Raw genomic sequence first — 16,162 nt, 5'->3', positions numbered from 1 at the left:
TGCAAGGTCGCCCGTAACACGCCTCGGCGAGTGACCTGCATAGGCAAGCCGAGCTCGGCCAGCCGGTCTCCGATGATCTGCATGACGGCGTCGGTGCGGCCAGACGGGCTCGGGGTGCGCAGCAGCTCCAGAAGGATGTTGCGCATGTACTCCAGGTCGATCTCGAGGCGGTCCATGGGGTCAAGATTGACATACGCTCCGGGGCCTGTGATGCGGGCCTCCGGCGTGTCACGATCGGCGGTACCGAGGGGCGTCGGCGGCAACGGCTCGGATACGGTTGCCAGGGTGAGGTCACTGGCTACTGCGTGCGAAACTGCCGCGTGATGAGCCATGCGGCAACCCCGGCGATGCCGGTGATCGACTATGGTGGTTCCGGTCCCGCGGTCGTGGCGCTGCACGGGCATTTCGGCTCGGCGCGGACGTTCGCCTCGCTGGCGTGGGAGCTGCAGGACCGCGTCCGGATCATCGCCGTGGACCAGCGCGGGCACGGACACGCCCCGCGGGGCGGGCCGTTCACGCGGGATGCCTACATCGACGACGTCGCGGAGTTCGTGCGGGCACGCGGCCTTGACCCGGTGATCCTGCTCGGCCATTCCATGGGTGGCGTCACCGCGTACCAGCTGGCGGCGCGTATACCTGAGCTTGTCGAAGCGGTGATAGCCGAGGAAGCTCCGGCCGTGGTCGAGCCCTTGATCCTCGACGTCGGCGACTGGCCGCAGCGGGCGCCGACATTGCGTGACCTCGGCCGGGCCCTCGAGGACCGGGGAGTCCCTGACCCGGCGTATTTCCTGCAGGGAGCGATCCGCTATCCCGACGGTTGGGGGCTCGGGTTCGACTACGAGGACATGATGCGCTCGCAAGAGCTGCTGGTGGGGGACTGGTGGAAGGACTGGCAGGCCGTCAGCTGCCCCGCGTTGCTCCTGCACGGCACCCAGAGCATGGTGCTTCAGACCGCTCACGCCCGGGAGATGATCGATCGACGACCGCAGACGCGGTATGTCGAGTTCGCCGGATGCGGACACTGGATTCACGACGACGACATCTCCGGCACGGCGACGGCGATCGCCGGATTCGTCGACGCCATCCATGGCCGGTGAGCCGTCCCGGCACTCCGTAGTATGGCCGGCCCGGGCGCGGATGCCTCACGTACCAGGGCTCCGCTCCCACATACGTGCGAAACAGGAACTCGCTCACCTCACCGGCGCCCCTGCCCGCACAGCCTCTTGACATCTGTCAGAATCTGACTTCAGACCTGCCAGACCGCCACCGCCGCCGGTGCCGCCGGCGATGGGTTCTCGAGACCTGCGGAGGACGAGCCGTTGCGAATCATCGATCTTGTCCATCAAGAACGGTTGCGGCTGAGCGTCGTCGCCGCCGAACCAGAAGACCTGGAGGCGACGGTCCAGGACACATACGTCACCGACCTGCCGGACCCGCGGCGCTTCCTCGGGGACGGTCACCTCGTGCTGACCAGTTGCGTCTGGTACCACGAGCCGGACGACGCCGGCAGATTCGTCGGGGCGCTCGCCGACTGCAGCGTGGCTGCCCTGGTGGTCGGGACCCTGGTGGTGGGCACCATCCCGGCGCGGCTGGTCGAGGAGTGCCGACGGCGGCGGCTACCGCTGCTCACCGTCTCCGGCGACGTCTCTTTCAACACGATCCGGGAATCGGTCCGGGACCAGACGCGTAACGCTCGTGAGCTCGCGCTCACCAGGGCCGCGGCGCTGGACCGGCGGCTGGTCGAGATGGCTGCGATCGGGGATGGGCCGGGCGCGACTCTGGAACTGTTCCAGCGCGAGCTTGGCATCGACTGCTGGATCATCTCGCCGACCGGCACGGCTGTGGCCGGCGCTGGACCACAGCTCAAACCGGGACGGCTGGCTCGCTTGTTCAACCGGGTGCTCGAGGAGCCGGCCACCGGCCTCGTCGTCGAGCATGACGACGACACCGCCGACGCGGACACCACGTACGACGACGCGGACATCGGGCACGACCGGGGTGCCGACTCGGTGTGGACCGTGCACGGCAGCGATGCCCGGGTCCGCGGCTATTTGGTCTGCGCCGGAGACCACCGCGGTTGGCCGCCGGACGCGGGCCGGTTGGTGCAGACGCTCCTGAGCGTCGCGGGCCTGCAGCTCGACCTCGAGGAGAAGGCCCGCTCGGCTCGGCAGCATCAGATCGGCGATCTCATCGATGTGCTGAAGGCCGGAGACGTTCCCCCGGGTGAGGTGTCGGCACGGCTTCGTCTGCTGGGTGTGGACCCGAGGCTGCCGACGGTCATCGTCGTCGCTGCGATCAACGACACGTCCTTTCCGCCGCAGGCGACCCTCGAGCTGGTCACCGACCAGCTGGTCGAGCTCGACGCGGATGTGCTGGGCACGGTGGCCGGCGGCCACGCCGTCGTACTGCTCAATGGGACCGGCGTCGAGTCGGACGCGGTTGCCGAATGCATGAGGGCGGCATCCGGCCACCAGCTCCTGCGGCGTCGTCAGCTTGTCGCCGGGGTGAGTGAGCCCTCGGACAGCGTCAGCCAGCTGGCCGCCGCGCTGGCGGTGGCGGGGCAACGGTTCCAGGGGGCCGCGGGCGACGGGCCGGTGGTGGTCTCGTCAGGTGCGACGATCCTCTCGCACGACGCCCTGCTGTCCATGTTGTCGGACCGGGTCAAGGCCTCCTTCGCGGACGGGCTCCTGCGGCCGCTGCTGGACTACGATGCCCGGCACGGCTCCGACCTGATCACTACGCTGCGGTCGTTTCTGGACACCAACGGCTCCTGGCAGCAGTCGGCAGAACGGCTGCACGTCCACGTCAACACGCTGCGCTACCGGGTCAGCCGGATCGAGAAGCTGACTCACCGGGACCTTTCGTCCACGCACGATCGCGTCGACTTCTACCTCGCTCTCCAATGCCTCCCATGACAGAGAGATCATCAACGACTGGCCACGTTCGCTCCATGATCAAGTGCGACTTTGTGGCGCTATAGGCCACCAACGTCGTACTTGATCATGTACTTCCCGACGGGACGGGCAGGGCGCCTGCGACGACGCGGCCGCGGCACACGACGGCGACGATGCTGTCGGCGGACAGATCCCGCACGCGCTCCCATGGGCGTCCACGCATGACGACGAAGTCGGCGCCGAGGCCGGGTGCGATCCGACCGGTGACCGCGCCCAGCCCGATGCTGTCCGCAGCGTCGGACGTCGCTGCGCGCAGAACGGCCTCCGGCCCCGTGTCGAAGACATCGGCCATCCGGCGAAGCTCGTCCCACTGGTCGCCGAACTCGACGAAGTAGCCGCTGGCGTCGGTGCCGAGCACGAACCTGACGCCGGCACGCGCCGCGTCGCGGAAGGCTTCGTCGCGGGCGGCGACCAGCTCGGCGGCGGCCTGCTGCGCCTCCGGCGCGACGGGCACCTCGGCGCGGGCGATCATCTCGTTGATCAGCAGGGTCGGTGCGACCGGGACGCGTCGCTCGGCCAGCATTGCCGCGACATCCGGGGTCATCTCGGTGCCGTGCTCGATGGAGTCGGCGCCGATCTCCAGCGCGATGCGGATGCCCTCCGCCGAGTGCGCGTGCGCCGCCACCAGCATGCCCAGGGCATGTGCCTCGTCGACCGTGGCGTGCAGCTCTTCGAGGGTGTGGTTGCGCCAGCCGACCTGGTCGCCGATCGACAGCACTCCACCACTGGTGTAGACCTTGATGCCGGTCAGGCCGGCCCGGGCCCAGGTGCGCACCAGCCTGCGACATTCCGCCGGGCTGTCCGCCGTCGGTGGGCGTTCACGCACGGCGGGCGGTGTGAACAGATCCAGGTGACCGGCGGTCATGCCGACGCCGCCGCTGGCCAGAACGCGCGGGCCGCTGAGGTGCCCCTGGTCGAAGACCCGGCCGACTGCCGCCTGTGCCTCGTCGGCGGCCAGGTCGCGCAGTGTGGTGACACCATGCCGCATCGCCTTCTGCGCATTGGCCGCGACGTGCAGCACTTGCTCCTCCCGCGTCGAGACCAGGGGCCAGGTGAAGGTGTCCCGGCCGGCTGGGTCGCCGCGTTCGCCGGCGTGGCCCAGCATGTGCACGTGTGTGTCGACCAGCCCGGGCACGATGGCGAGCTCCGGCCACGGATCGTCGCCGGATGGTTCGAGGCCGGTGATGCATCCGTCGTCCCAGCTGAGCGTGGAGAGGCCGGCATCGCCGCTGCCGTCCCACACTCGGATGCCCGACAGTCTCATCTGACCCTCCGCCATGTTCACGTCCTCTCCGAGCCGGCCCGGGCTGTCGCGCCTTGTGTCGCCGCAAGGGTGCTTCGCACCTCGTCGATCCACAGGCTACGCTGCGCCGGACCGGCGAAGCTGGCCCTGAACGAGTTCGTGGCGATGGTCGCGATGAGCTCGTCGTCCAGGCCGAGTTCGCGCTGCACGGCGGCGATGTTGTCGTCCACGTACCCGCCGAAGTACGCCGGATCGTCGCTGTTGATGGTCGCCAGCAGGCCCTCGTCGAGCATCGCGGGCAGGGGATGGTCCGCGAGCCTTCCGACGGCCTTCAGGCACACGTTGGAGAGCGGGCACACGGTCAGCGGTATCCGCTGGTCACGGAGCCGAACCATGAGATGCGGGTCCTCCAGGGCGCGGATACCGTGATCGATGCGCTCCACGCCGAGGATGTCGAGGGCTTCCCAGACGTAGTCCGGCCCGCCTTCTTCGCCTGCGTGCGCCACGCGGTGCAGGCCTTCGGCCGCAGCCATCTGATAGACGTCGCGGAAGAGCCCTGCCGGGTGGCCGACCTCGGCCGAATCGAGACCGACACCGATGAAATGTTCCCGGAACGGCAGAGCGGCCAGCAGCGTCTCCCGGGCGGCCTCCGGACCGAGGTCCCGCATGAAGCACATGATCAGTTCGGCCGACACGCCCGTCGACGACGAGCCGTCGCGCAGCGCCCCGCCGAGACCGTCGAACACGGCGTCGAGCGGCACGCCGTTGTTGATGTGGACCTGTGGATCGAAGAAGATCTCCGCCCGCCGGACGCCACCCGCGGCGGCGCGCTCCAGGTAGCCGAGGCCGAGGTCGTAGAAGTCCTGGGCGGTCCGCAGGACCGTGAGGTTCGCGTAGTAGATGTCGAGAAAGGACTGCAGGTCAGTGAACGCGTATCGGCGACGCAGCTCGGTCGGGTCGGTGGTCGGCAGCGTGACGTCATTGCGGCGGGCGAGCTGCACCAGGAGCTCGGCTTCGAGCGTCCCCTCGATGTGCACATGAAGCTCGGCGACCGGCCATGTCGTCAACGTTCCTCCAGGATCTCCCGGACCGTGCGGAAACAGGCCGACCGGCCTCGGAACGGTCCTCGATGACATCGCCTCCGAGCCAATCACACGGCCCGGTCACGCGTATCTGGAGAATCGACCAATCTCTGCGCGGCATCGGGAGCGTCCGCTCGTCGTATTGCCCATGATCAACCGGAGAGCTGCCCATGATCAACCGGCGAGCCGTGGGGGACGACATTGCGGCTGCCCGAGCAACCGCAATGTCGTTCTCTGTGCAGACGGCAGAGTGTGTTGTGTCGAGGCCGCATTCCTGTACACAGGCCGGCTATGGAGTGGCGTCGTGGTGGGAGCCGGCTTCATCCGCCTTCGACGACGCGAGTTGTCACGAGTGAGATCGAATCACCCGCTTACGCGACGGAAAGAATTTTGGAGCATCCGACAACGCCGGGGACACGACGCGTGCCAAACTTCGTGCGGCTGGGGATAGCCCGGGCTGCATGCCGGGCGGTCTACTGGCTCAGGCCCCCCATAGCCTCGTTCGCCCTTGCAAGCGTCAGGCGCCAGGCTTCACACACCAGACGGGAAGAGAACATGCCAGTCACCGGATCGGAGCTGTCGAACCTCGCGACTTCCGTGAGTCGCCGCCGTTTTCTGCAGGTCACCGGCGCCGCCGGCATGGTGGTGGCCGGCGGGCTGCTGGCGGCGTGTGGAGGCGACGACGACGCCGACACGGCATCCGGGTCGGGCGGTGGCGCCGATGAGCAGGGCTCGTACGGCGACGTCACGCTGCAGCTGTCCTGGGTGAAGAACGTGCAGTTCGTCGGGCCTTATATGGCCCTCGAGGGCGGGTACTACGAAGACGCGGGGTTCTCGAACGTCGAGCTGGGCGCCGGAGGACCGGGAGGCACGCCGGCCGAGGCGGCGCTGAGCACCGGCCAGGCGTGGATCGGTGTCTCGTCTCCGCTGATCGCTGCGCCGGCGATCCTCGAGGGCGCCGAGATCAAGCTGGTCGGTGCGACTTACCAGAAGAACCCGTTCTGCATCGTCTCCCTGGAGGAGAACCCGATCCCGGACCCACAGGCCATGATCGGCAAGCGCATCGGTGTGGGGGATGCGAACGACCTGGTGTGGACCGCCTTCCTCGCGGCCAATGACATCGACCCGGCGGACGTGGAGCGCGTCCCGTTCCAGTCCGATCCCACACCGCTGACCGTCGGTGAGATCGATGGGTACGTGGGATACGCCACCGCCGGCGCAGCCGTGTTGAACCGCCGCGGTTTCGCCGCCGAGCAGATCCTCTTCGCCGACCACGGCCTGTCCATGGTGGGGGAGAGCCTCGCCGTGCTGCAGCAGACGATCGACGACGACCGGGAACAGCTCAAGGCCTTCCTCGCCGCCACCATCAGGGGCTGGCGGGACGCCCTGGCGGACCCGGACGAGGCGACGCGCCTGACCGTCGAGAAGTACGGTGTCGACCAGAACTTCGACTACGACGAGCAGCGTGACGTGATGGACGGGCAGGCGGAGCTGATCGAGTCGGAGGACACCGGCAACAACGGGCTGTTCACCGTGACCAGCGAGCTCATGGACGCCAACGTGGCCGCCCTGCAGTACGCCGGCATCGAGATCGGCGTCGACGAACTGTTCGACCTTTCGGTCCTCGACGAGGTGTACAGCGAGAACCCGGACCTGATCTGACTGGCGAAATCTGACCTGACAAGACGTGACCGACGAGACGTGACCCGACGAGAGACGTGACCACGAGACGTGACCCGACGAGAGACGTGACCACGGTGACGACGGAGACCGAGACAAGCGGCGCGGCCGCGGCAGCCCAGGCATCGGGGATCAGCCTGATGGGGCTGTCCAAGGCCTTTAAGCTCGGCCGAGAGAGCGTCCATGCGCTCGACTCGGTGAGCCTGGCCACTGCTCGCGGCTCATTCCTGTCGCTGCTCGGCCCGTCCGGGTGCGGGAAGTCGACCGTGCTGCGGATCCTGGCCGGACTGGAAAAGCCCACGCAGGGTCAGGCTCTTGTGCATGACGCGTCGCCGGCCGAGCTGCGCCGCTCGCACGGGCTCGGCATCGCCTTCCAAGACTCGGCGTTGCTACCGTGGCGCAGCGTCGTCAAGAACATCCGGCTCCCGTTGGAGGTCGCCGGGGTCCGTCCCGACCCCGGTCTGATCGACGACTTGGTGCAACTGGTGGGACTGGACGGTTTCGGAAAGGCGCGGCCGGCGCAGCTGTCGGGCGGTATGCGTCAGCGGGTGTCCATCGCGCGGGCGCTCGCGGTCCAGCCGGAGGTACTGCTGCTCGACGAGCCGTTCGGGGCGTTGGACGAGATGACGCGGCAACGGCTCAACCTCGAGCTGCAGCGGATCTGGACCGAGCGCCCAGCGACGACGCTGATGGTCACCCATGGCATCGGCGAGGCGATCTTCATGTCCGACGTGGTCGCGGTGATGAGTCCACGTCCAGGACGGGTGGTCGAGACCGTGACGGTCGACCTGCCGCGGCCCCGGACCATCGAGATGATGCGGACGCCGGAGTTCCACGAGCTGCACGATCATGTCTCGGACGTGCTGTTCGGCAAGGAATCGGGTTGAGTGGGCGCAGCCGGGCCCGCCTAGTAGGGGTCGGGGGACTGGTGGTGGTTCTGGCCGTCTGGTGGATCGCCGCCGAGACGGCGTTCTCCGCCAGCGGCGCGGTACCCACACCGTGGGCGGTCCTCCGGCAGTTCCCGGACGACGGCTGGGACTTCTACAGCCGGCATGTCGGTGACACGTTGGGCGGTGCGGCGCAAGGCTTCCTCTGGGGCAACGCCGTCGCGCTGGCGATCGCGGTGCTGGTGCTCCTGATTCCGGCTTTGGAAGGGGTGGCGACACAGGTCGCGGTCATCACCCAATGCCTGCCGATGGTGGCGATCGGCCCGCTTCTCCTCGTCGTATTCGGCGGGCGTACCCCGTCGGTCTTCCTGGCCGCGATGATGGTGTTCTTCACGACGCTGATCGGCGCGCTGCTCGGGGTGCGGTCGTCGCGACGCACCACGCTCGACGTGATCCGCGCGTATGGCGGCGGCCGGTGGCAGCAGTTGACCAAGGTGCAGGCGATCTCCGCGCTGCCGGCGACGTTCGCCGCGTTGAAGATCGCTGTTCCGGCAGCTCTGCTCGGCGCCATCGTCGGCGAGTATCTCGGCGGCGTCGACACCGGGGTCGGGGTCGCGATGGCCGTGGCGCAACGTCAGCTGGAGGTCGAACGGGCCTGGGCGGTGGCGCTGCTTTGCGGGCTGCTGGCCACCGCCGGATACGCGCTGGTCGGGCTGGTGTCGCGCTGGGTCACTCCGTGGTCGGCCGGTCAGGGATTGCCGGGCGGTGAGCGATGAGCCGTGGAGCGATGGTGGCACGGATGCTGGCCGGTCGACTGGGGCTGCTGCTGGCGGCGTCGGCGGTCGCTCTCGTGGCGTGGGTGGCGTTCCTGGAGTTGTTCGACGTCAGCCCGCTGGTGGGCAAGTCGCCGTCGGCGGTCTGGGAGTACCTGTTCAGCGTCGACGACGCGTCGGCGAACCGGGACGCGGTGTTCTCCAACCTCGGCACGACGTTGCGAGACACCGCCGCCGGATTCACCGTGGGGCTCTTCGCGGGCGGCCTGATCGCGGTGCTGTTCGTGCTGGTGTCCGGGCTCGAGCAGGCGTTCATGCCGGTGGCGATGATGCTGCGCTCAGTGCCGCTGGTGGCGATGACGCCGATCATCGTCCTGATCTTCGGTCGCGGGCTGGGCGGCGTCGCCGTCGTCGGTGCGATCGTCGTGTTCTTCCCCGTGCTGGTGAACATGGTCTTCGGGATGCGCTCAGCGTCGGCACGCTCGACGGAGCTGGTGGTGGCGTACGGCGGTGGGACCTGGACGATCCTGCGCAAGGTGGCGTTGCCGAGCGCGCTCCCGGCGCTGTTCGCATCCGCGCGGATCTCGGTGCCGACCGCTCTGACCGGTGCGTTGATCGCCGAATGGCTCGCGACCGGCGAGGGCATCGGCGGTGCCATCATGCGCGCGTCAGGCGGCTTCCGGTACGACGAGCTGTGGGCGTCGGTCGTCGTGGTGACCGGCACCGCGATCATCCTGTACACCCTGGTCAGCATCGCCGAGGCGGCGGTGCTGGCGCGCTTCGGCCAGGACGCCGAGAGCCCGTGACATGCCCGTGACCCGGCACGAAGAATCCTGACAGAGAGATCATCAACGTCCTAGGGGTCGCGCAGATTGGGCCGAAGGATCACCAGGTGGCGGGTTGCGTTGAGTGCGTCAGGCTCGTCGGTCTGTGGCCCGGCTGGGCATGAGCCTGGTGATCCCATCGCCCAATCTGCGCGACCTTCTCGCCGGACGATGACCGGCCCAGAGGTTGATGATCACGGGGTCACGACGTCTGCTCCGTGCGCACAGGCTCGGCGGTCCTGGTCCATGTGAACGATCGGCGGCCTCATCGTCCGTGCCGTGTCGCACGCGCTACGTCGCGCTTGCCCGTCGTGCGTGCCCCGTCATCCGTGGCAGGTTGCCGGTGCCGGGTCGCGCTTGCTCCGTCGTCCGTGCCGGGTGGCGCTTGCTCCGTCGTCCGTGCCGGGTGGCGCGTGCCGGGTGGCGCTTGCTCCGTCGTCCGTGCCGGGTGGCGCGTGCCGGGTGGCATTTGCTCCGTGGTCCGCACCGACTCGTCTGTCTGACCTCCGGTCGGAGCCATTGTCGTTGTCCTCTAAATGCGTCGTCATGCCGCGTCAATGGCCTTGATTCGAATGTGTGTCTGATATACGGTTGGCGTAGTCGATGGGTGAGTGATCCCCTCAGGTTCGATGGCTGGTGACACGGCTGGTGTTGGCCGTGCATGTTCCCGGTGCGGTAGCCGGGGCAACTCTCTTTGTCCTTATGCGGCGTGTGGACCGCGTCGCTGCGGCCAGCCGCGTGGAGGGAGGCTCACCATGGCGCCGACACCTGTATCGATTCCCGATGACCTGGCCACGATGGCCCCTGGTCCACAACTGGCCGCGGCGCTAGAAGCGGTCCCGGTGGAACGAGTGTCCGGGTTCGACACAGTGGTGGTGATGGCGGCGGCGTATCGGCAGTCGTGTCATGAGCGGGCCGTCTTTCTACGGTCGCTGTTGGAGACCGGGCTGCGTATCCCTGGCTCGGTCGACACGGTGCAGCGCTACGCCGAGCTGGGAGAGTTCTCCTCAGAGGAGGCTCGCGCGGCATTGGTATGGTCGCGGCGGCGGGCGGAACGCGCCCTCACGTTGGCACACGACGTGTTTGAGCGGTTGCCCATGCTTGGCGCCGCCATGGATGCGGGCGTGCTGGATGAACCGCGAGCGGAGGCATTCTGCCAGTGGACGGACGGGCTCGATCATGACCAGGCCGCACAGATCTGTGCTGATCTGCTGCCGGAAGCGCCCATGTTGATGGTGGGTGAGCTCATCGACCGGATCAAGCGGGCGGCAATCGCGGTCGACCCGGAATGGGCAGCGAAGAAGTACCGCAAAGCAGTGCGCGAGCGTCGGATAGTGGGGCGGCGCACCCCGGATGGCACGGCGAACGTGTCCGGATTGGATCTGCCGATCGAACGTGCCGCCGCGGCATGTGACCGTGTCGACGCCATAGCCAGGGCGTGCAAACGTGCTGGCGATGCTCGTCGTATCGATCATATCCGTACTGACATCTACCTGGGCATGCTCGACGGCACGTTCGAATTGATGGACAACGCCCAGGTCATTGCCTATGTCCTGAAGCACCCCTATCTCGAACCCCGCATCGGCGGCTCCCAGGGCCGGGGTGACGGTGAGTGCCGGGGTGACGGTGAGTGCCGGGGTAACGGTGAGTGCCCGGGTGACGGTGAGAGCCAGAACGACGCGGGTACCCAGGGTCACGGCCATAGCGACACGGACCGCCAAGGCGCCGAAACTGACGTTGGCGGCGAGAGCCCTGCTCGTGCTGACACGAAGAGTCGTGCGGATGGGGTGAGAGATCTCTCCGACGATGGCGAGAGTGCGCACGATGACATGAGGCCTCGCAGCGAGACGCCCGACGGCGCCGGTGACGACAATCTGGGCTGTTCCGGTGGCAATGACATCAACCCGGATGACGAGGACGATGACGACCCGGACGGTGGTGTGTCGCGGGGAAACGGCGGCGACGTACCGGATTCCGACGGCGGTGGCAGCGCTGCGGGCTTCGAGGATTCCACTGCCCCTGCCGGTGACAGCGACACGGCGGATTCGGAAGGAGTTCCCGAGGCCGTGATCGCGAGGCCGTGGTCGGTGCGTGAGCTGCGCGTAGAGATCTGCTCGCTACTCGGGCTGAACGAGCGTCCGGCCGAGGTCGTCGGTTGGGACTACGTGCCCGCCGCCCTAGGACGAGAGATCATCGCGGCTATGACCGACGCCGAATGGCGCTGGATCGTCTGCGACGAACATGGACGCGCCATCGACTGCGGCGTGACGGCGGCACGACCCACCACTCAAAGCCGGCGTATGCCGGGGGACGATGTCACACCCCGGCGCGATGATTCGCCACCCCGGCGTGATGGTTCGTCACCCCGACATGATGCTTCCCGGCGGAAAGCCATTGTGGAGCTCCAGCTGCGCGCGTCCGAGCTCGAGCAGCTGGTATCAGGAGCTGCCCATCACCCCGATTGGGCGCGGGTCATCGCCGACATCTACAGCCACTACGCCGCCACCCTGGTAAGAACGCGCGCGGAGGCCGAAGCACCGGAAGCGACGGGCGTGCCCGGCGCGAGTGGTGCCGAAGGTGCCCGTGTCGGTGGCGGTGTCGGTGGTGTCAGTGGCGGCGGCGGTGTCGGTGGTGTCAGTGGCGGTGAACAAGGTAGACGACCCCGGCAAGCCGGGATCCGGCTACGTCGCTGGATCGAGTCCCGGGACCGCTACTGCGTCCACCCCGCCTGCCAGGTGCCGGCTCGGGGCGCAGACCTAGACCACGTCGTTGACTATGCTCAGGGCGGGTCCACCACCAGCGCGAACCTTGCGTGCAAGTGCCGCCACGACCACCGGCTCAAACATGAGGGCGGGTGGCAAGTCCGTATGCTCAGACCTGGCGTCGTCGAATGGACGAGCCCGTTGGGGCACACCCACATCAACCGGGTACCCCCTGTGATGCCGGCGACGAGCGTTCCCCGATCGCGCAGTCCTCGTGCCTGCGAAACCGAGAAGTTCCGCGCCGAGCAGTCCTTGCGTCGCATCCGGCGTCGCAGCACAGCTGGAACGGCGGACCTCACGGACGACACCGGTAGTCGGTCAGACTACGAGCCCACGGCCGGTGCCAATGGCGAGCCCACGGCTGGTGTCAATGGCGAGGCCCGACGAGGGGAGGCCGACCGGACGAGCGCGAGGGAGTGCGGCTGCGCCAGCCTGGACACCTGTGCTTGCGCCATACCGTCGATCATGCCGAAGCCGGCCAAGACACCCGTGAGAACGCCGACACGGACGCCGCGTACCCGCAGGTCCAGAGCGGCCTGGCTGGCCAACCCGCCACGTACTGTCGTTCAACCGGGAGACGAGCCGCCGTTCTGATGTGTTGATCATGGGTCTCGATGTGCTGTCGCGCTTAGTACCCGTGACGCATCCGAACCGAGCAATGATCAGAACCTGTGGATGGCTCTCGGCGGGGTGACGTGAAGCAGGCGCACCCCCGAGCAAGATCGAAGCAATCCGATTCGTCTGATCAGGGTCGGCGTTGGCGCGTCGGCTCGGGAAGGTGCACCCATGCTCAAGGTAGTCCACGACGCCGAGGCGTCCAACGAGAACGCGACCGACGCGGCCGGCGGGTCGTTGCTGGATGAGATCGTCCGCGACGGTGCTCGGCAGATGCTCGCGGGGCGTTGCAGGCCGAGGTGAGCGCCTACGTCGAGGTGTTGTCGACGAGGTCGACGAGCACGGCCGCCGGCTCGTGGTCCGCAACGGCTACCACCGGCACCGGGAGGTCACCACTGCCGCGGGTGCGGTGCCGGTCAGGCAGCCGCGGATCAACGACAAGCGCACCGATGAGGTCACCGGGGAGAGCAAGCGGTTCGCCTCGACGATCCTGCCCGCCTGGGCGCGCAAGTCGCCGGGGGTGGCGGAGGTGTTGCCGCTGCTGTACCTGCACGGCCTATCCAGCTCGGACTTCGCCCTGGCGTTGGAGCAGTTCCTCGGCTCGGCGGCCGGGTTGTCGGCCAAGACGATCACCCGGCTCACCGAGCAGTGGCAAGACGAGGCGGTCGTGTTCAATCAGCGCTCGCTGGTCGGCACCGACTACGTGTACGTGTGGGTGGACGGGATCCACCTCAAGATCCGGCTCACCCAGGACAAGGTGTGCCTGCTGGTGATGGTCGGGGTCCGCGCGGACGGCACCAAGGAACTGATCGCCCTCGACGACGGGCACCGGTAGAGCTCGGCGTCGTGGGCCGACCTGCTCCGCTCGTGCAAGCGGCGCGGGATGTGGGCGCCGGTGCTCGCGGTCGGTGACGGCGCGCTAGGGTTCTGGGCCGCGGTCCGCGACGTGTTCCCCGAAACCCGCGAGCAATGGTGCTGGTTTCACAAGATCGCCAACGTGCTCAACGCACTGCCCAAATCAGCGCAGCCCGGCGCGAAGGTCGCGCTGGCGGAGATCTGGAACGCCGAAGACAGGGAGCACGCCGAGGCAGCCGCGAAGGCGTTCGCCACCGACGACGGCACGAAGTGGCCCAAGGCGGTCGCCAAATCACCGACGACCTCGAAGTGCTGCTCGCCTTCTACGACTACCCCGCGGAGCACGGATCCACCTGCGTACCACCAACCCGATCGAATCGACCTTCGCCGCCGTGAGGCTGCGGCAGCGAGTCACCCAAAGGACCCGGTTCCCGCGCCGCCGGACTGGCCATGGCCGTCAAGCTCATCGAGTCCGCCCAAGCCCGCTGGCGCGCCGTCAACGCGCCACACCTGGTCGCCCCGTCCGAGCCAACGCGACATTCGAAAGAGGCCAACGCGTCGAACGCCCCGACGAGACCGAGTCAGGAGGTGATCAGCAAGTCGCGTGACACGCCAATCCAGGTTACGATCGTGGCATGCCGAAGCTCATCGTCTCTGTCTTGACGTCTCTCGATGGGTACTACGAAGGTCCCGATAAGGATCTCGCCTCGATGCCGTTCGAGGATGCGTTTAACACTCACAATCTCGGCCTTCTACGGCGCGCGGGCACGCTCGTGTACGGCAGCACGTGGTTCCCCGGCAACTGGGAGCATTGGTCTGCCGTGGCCGCCGACGAGTCGCAGAACGACCGCGATCACGAGATCGCTGAACTCGTTACCTCCCTGGATGCTGTTGTCATCAGCGACTCGATGAAGGTCGACCCTGACGCCCCCTGGGCGGCGACAACGCGGGTGGTGTCTCGCGCCGAGGCTCCGAAGGAGATCGCGCGGCTCAAGCGGGGCAGCGGCGATGACTTGCTCATGTTCGGTAGCGCAACGACCTGGAATCCGCTGCTCGCGGACGGCTTGGTCGACGAGCTGGTCGTCCTCGTCGGTGCCGCCCTGCTCGGTGACGGATCTAAGCTCTACTCGGGATCGCGAGCGGGCCTGAAACTGCTCGCAGCTCGAGTTCTGCCCGATTCGCAGCTGGTCGAACTGCGCTACGACGCGACCGGCGCCGGGGACTGACTCTGTGCCTTGATCGGTCGGCCGTCAGGACGCGCGACCTGGTCGCTATCAGGTTCTGACCGCCGTTTGACCTGATGGTTTGCTGCGAACCGATGGCCGCTTCGGCCGCCGTCTCGTTAGCCGATCCTTGGGTTCTGTCGGTGATTGCAACACCCCGGTTTAAGCGAGATGCGAGACGAGGTGTTGGACGTGCGATTTGGTTCCTGAGGTGTATCAGACGTCGTCCGAGCCAACGCGACATTCGAAAGAGGCCAACTCGTCGAACGCCCCCGACGAGACCGAATCAGGAGGTGATCAGCCAGTCGCGTGACACGCCAATCCACAGGTCTTGACTATTCCTCATGCGAACCGATCAACGACGGCAGCAGCTCAGTGTGTGCCTGCCGCGGCCGCCCTGAAGTCCTTGGCGATGTGGAACGTCAGATAGTTCGAGTCATGGAAGTTCTTGGCGCCGCCGTAGGCGTCGTCGAACGCGGTCCGCGAGACGTACGCGATGTCGTCCCCGTCCACGATCCAGTCGATGTACTGGAACCCGTGGTGGAGGTCGTCGTCGGGGTAGTCGAGCACGTACTGCCCGACATTCCACTCGCGCAGATCCTTGGACCAGGCCAGGGCGACCCAGTTCCGTGATCGGAGTCCCCTGGCGGTGGTTTCGGGTTCCGGCACGTCGTTCACCAGGGACCAGTAGAGGCCGGAGGCCGGGTCGTGTCGCACAGTGAATTTGGTGACGCCGCCCGGCATGTCGATGAACCCGGTCTGCGCGTCGAAGGTGGCTCGGGACCCGGTCTCGTCGATCTCGACGATCGCACCCTTGGTTCGGGGACCTTGCCAGTGGTCGACGCGCAGTACGTCCACCATCGACCCGTCCGGCCCGACAACGGCGTTGCCCTCCAGCCAGCCTCGGCAGATTTCGGTGCCGAACCAGCCGGGGTCGCTCTCCAGGTAGTTGGTCGACGACCAGCTAGCGCTGTCGAGGAGATCGGCATCGACCGGTGCGGAGAGCATTCCGGCCCGGAAGCTGGTGCCCCATTCTCCGCCGCCATGTCCTTCGAAGTCTTCGTAGGCTTTCCAGATCCGGCCCGCATGAACGACGACGGGGGTGGGTGCGCAATGGTAGCGGCCGGTACGGAGAACACCTGACCGGTTACCGGTCGGTTCGGTCCACGTGACGCCGCCGTCGTCGGACCTGCGGATGACGACGTCGCCGTATCGGGTGCTGGTCCCGAGCGCGTGGAGCGCTCCGTCGTGGACGAAGAGCGTC

The 16,162-nt window shown here is 67.4% G+C and carries 11 protein-coding genes and 2 pseudogenes; 9 read left to right on the top strand and 4 right to left on the bottom strand.

Translation table 11 applies throughout. The annotated features are described in order from the left end of the window. Window positions 1–176: pseudogene (locus ELR45_RS42990) on the bottom strand (osmoprotectant NAGGN system M42 family peptidase); the annotation flags it as partial. A gap of 147 nt (window positions 177–323) precedes the next feature. Here ELR45_RS42990 and ELR45_RS27425 point away from each other — a divergent pair. Continuing rightward, complete coding sequence (locus ELR45_RS27425; RefSeq protein WP_129669160.1) at window positions 324–1,097, top strand: alpha/beta fold hydrolase; 774 nt, start codon at window positions 324–326, stop codon at window positions 1,095–1,097. A gap of 222 nt (window positions 1,098–1,319) precedes the next feature. Then, window positions 1,320–2,915 (top strand): PucR family transcriptional regulator, encoded by a 1,596-nt coding sequence (locus ELR45_RS27420; RefSeq protein WP_129669159.1) that lies wholly within the window; start codon window positions 1,320–1,322, stop codon window positions 2,913–2,915. An 85-nt stretch (window positions 2,916–3,000) separates the two neighbouring features. On the opposite strand, the gene ELR45_RS27415 is transcribed toward ELR45_RS27420, so the two are convergent. Together ELR45_RS27415 and ELR45_RS27410 are read right to left on the bottom strand one after the other, a co-directional pair. After that, on the bottom strand, window positions 3,001–4,218 hold the full coding sequence (locus ELR45_RS27415; RefSeq protein WP_165368142.1) for an amidohydrolase family protein: 1,218 nt from the start codon (window positions 4,216–4,218) through the stop codon (window positions 3,001–3,003). A gap of 17 nt (window positions 4,219–4,235) precedes the next feature. Continuing rightward, complete coding sequence (locus ELR45_RS27410) at window positions 4,236–5,264, bottom strand: adenosine deaminase (protein ID WP_240760187.1); 1,029 nt, start codon at window positions 5,262–5,264, stop codon at window positions 4,236–4,238. A 570-nt stretch (window positions 5,265–5,834) separates the two neighbouring features. Here ELR45_RS27410 and ELR45_RS27405 point away from each other — a divergent pair. From ELR45_RS27405 to ELR45_RS27375, 7 genes and pseudogenes are all read left to right on the top strand, one after another. Then, the gene (locus ELR45_RS27405) at window positions 5,835–6,941 is read left to right on the top strand and encodes an ABC transporter substrate-binding protein (protein WP_129669156.1); all 1,107 of its coding nucleotides are present in this window, start codon (window positions 5,835–5,837) and stop codon (window positions 6,939–6,941) included. Between the two features lie 158 nt (window positions 6,942–7,099). Then, window positions 7,100–7,846: an ABC transporter ATP-binding protein gene (locus ELR45_RS27400; RefSeq protein WP_129669216.1), complete on the top strand. Its 747-nt coding sequence runs from the start codon at window positions 7,100–7,102 to the stop codon at window positions 7,844–7,846. After that, window positions 7,843–8,622 (top strand): ABC transporter permease, encoded by a 780-nt coding sequence (locus ELR45_RS27395; protein WP_129669155.1) that lies wholly within the window; start codon window positions 7,843–7,845, stop codon window positions 8,620–8,622. The genes ELR45_RS27400 and ELR45_RS27395 overlap by 4 nt, the downstream gene beginning before the upstream one ends. Beyond that, window positions 8,619–9,425 (top strand): ABC transporter permease, encoded by an 807-nt coding sequence (locus ELR45_RS27390; RefSeq protein ID WP_129669154.1) that lies wholly within the window; start codon window positions 8,619–8,621, stop codon window positions 9,423–9,425. The genes ELR45_RS27395 and ELR45_RS27390 overlap by 4 nt, the downstream gene beginning before the upstream one ends. 773 nt (window positions 9,426–10,198) lie before the next feature. Then, the gene (locus ELR45_RS27385; RefSeq protein ID WP_165368141.1) at window positions 10,199–12,799 is read left to right on the top strand and encodes an HNH endonuclease signature motif containing protein; all 2,601 of its coding nucleotides are present in this window, start codon (window positions 10,199–10,201) and stop codon (window positions 12,797–12,799) included. 192 nt (window positions 12,800–12,991) lie between these two features. Further along, window positions 12,992–14,283: pseudogene (locus ELR45_RS27380) on the top strand (IS256 family transposase). Between the two features lie 27 nt (window positions 14,284–14,310). Next, the gene (locus ELR45_RS27375; RefSeq protein WP_129669152.1) at window positions 14,311–14,901 is read left to right on the top strand and encodes a dihydrofolate reductase family protein; all 591 of its coding nucleotides are present in this window, start codon (window positions 14,311–14,313) and stop codon (window positions 14,899–14,901) included. Between the two features lie 369 nt (window positions 14,902–15,270). Here ELR45_RS27375 and ELR45_RS27370 read toward each other — a convergent pair. Continuing rightward, window positions 15,271–16,162 (bottom strand): sialidase family protein (locus ELR45_RS27370; protein WP_165368140.1); only part of this gene is annotated, 892 nt, incomplete at its 5' end.

This window comes from Phytoactinopolyspora endophytica (assembly GCF_004138495.1).
Classification (GTDB): Bacteria; Actinomycetota; Actinomycetes; order Jiangellales; family Jiangellaceae; genus Phytoactinopolyspora; species Phytoactinopolyspora endophytica.
Note: the sequence above shows the minus strand (reverse complement) of the source record. Positions and strands in the feature narration are given on the sequence as shown.

Coding starts and splice junctions, on each gene's coding strand:
- ELR45_RS27425 (WP_129669160.1), top strand. CDS start 324: ATGAGCCATGCGGCAACCCCGGCGATGCCGGTGATCGACTATGGTGGT.
- ELR45_RS27415 (WP_165368142.1), bottom strand. CDS start 4,218: ATGAGACTGTCGGGCATCCGAGTGTGGGACGGCAGCGGCGATGCCGGC.
- ELR45_RS27405 (WP_129669156.1), top strand. CDS start 5,835: ATGCCAGTCACCGGATCGGAGCTGTCGAACCTCGCGACTTCCGTGAGT.
- ELR45_RS27400 (WP_129669216.1), top strand. CDS start 7,100: ATGGGGCTGTCCAAGGCCTTTAAGCTCGGCCGAGAGAGCGTCCATGCG.
- ELR45_RS27390 (WP_129669154.1), top strand. CDS start 8,619: ATGAGCCGTGGAGCGATGGTGGCACGGATGCTGGCCGGTCGACTGGGG.
- ELR45_RS27385 (WP_165368141.1), top strand. CDS start 10,199: ATGGCGCCGACACCTGTATCGATTCCCGATGACCTGGCCACGATGGCC.
- ELR45_RS27375 (WP_129669152.1), top strand. CDS start 14,311: ATGCCGAAGCTCATCGTCTCTGTCTTGACGTCTCTCGATGGGTACTAC.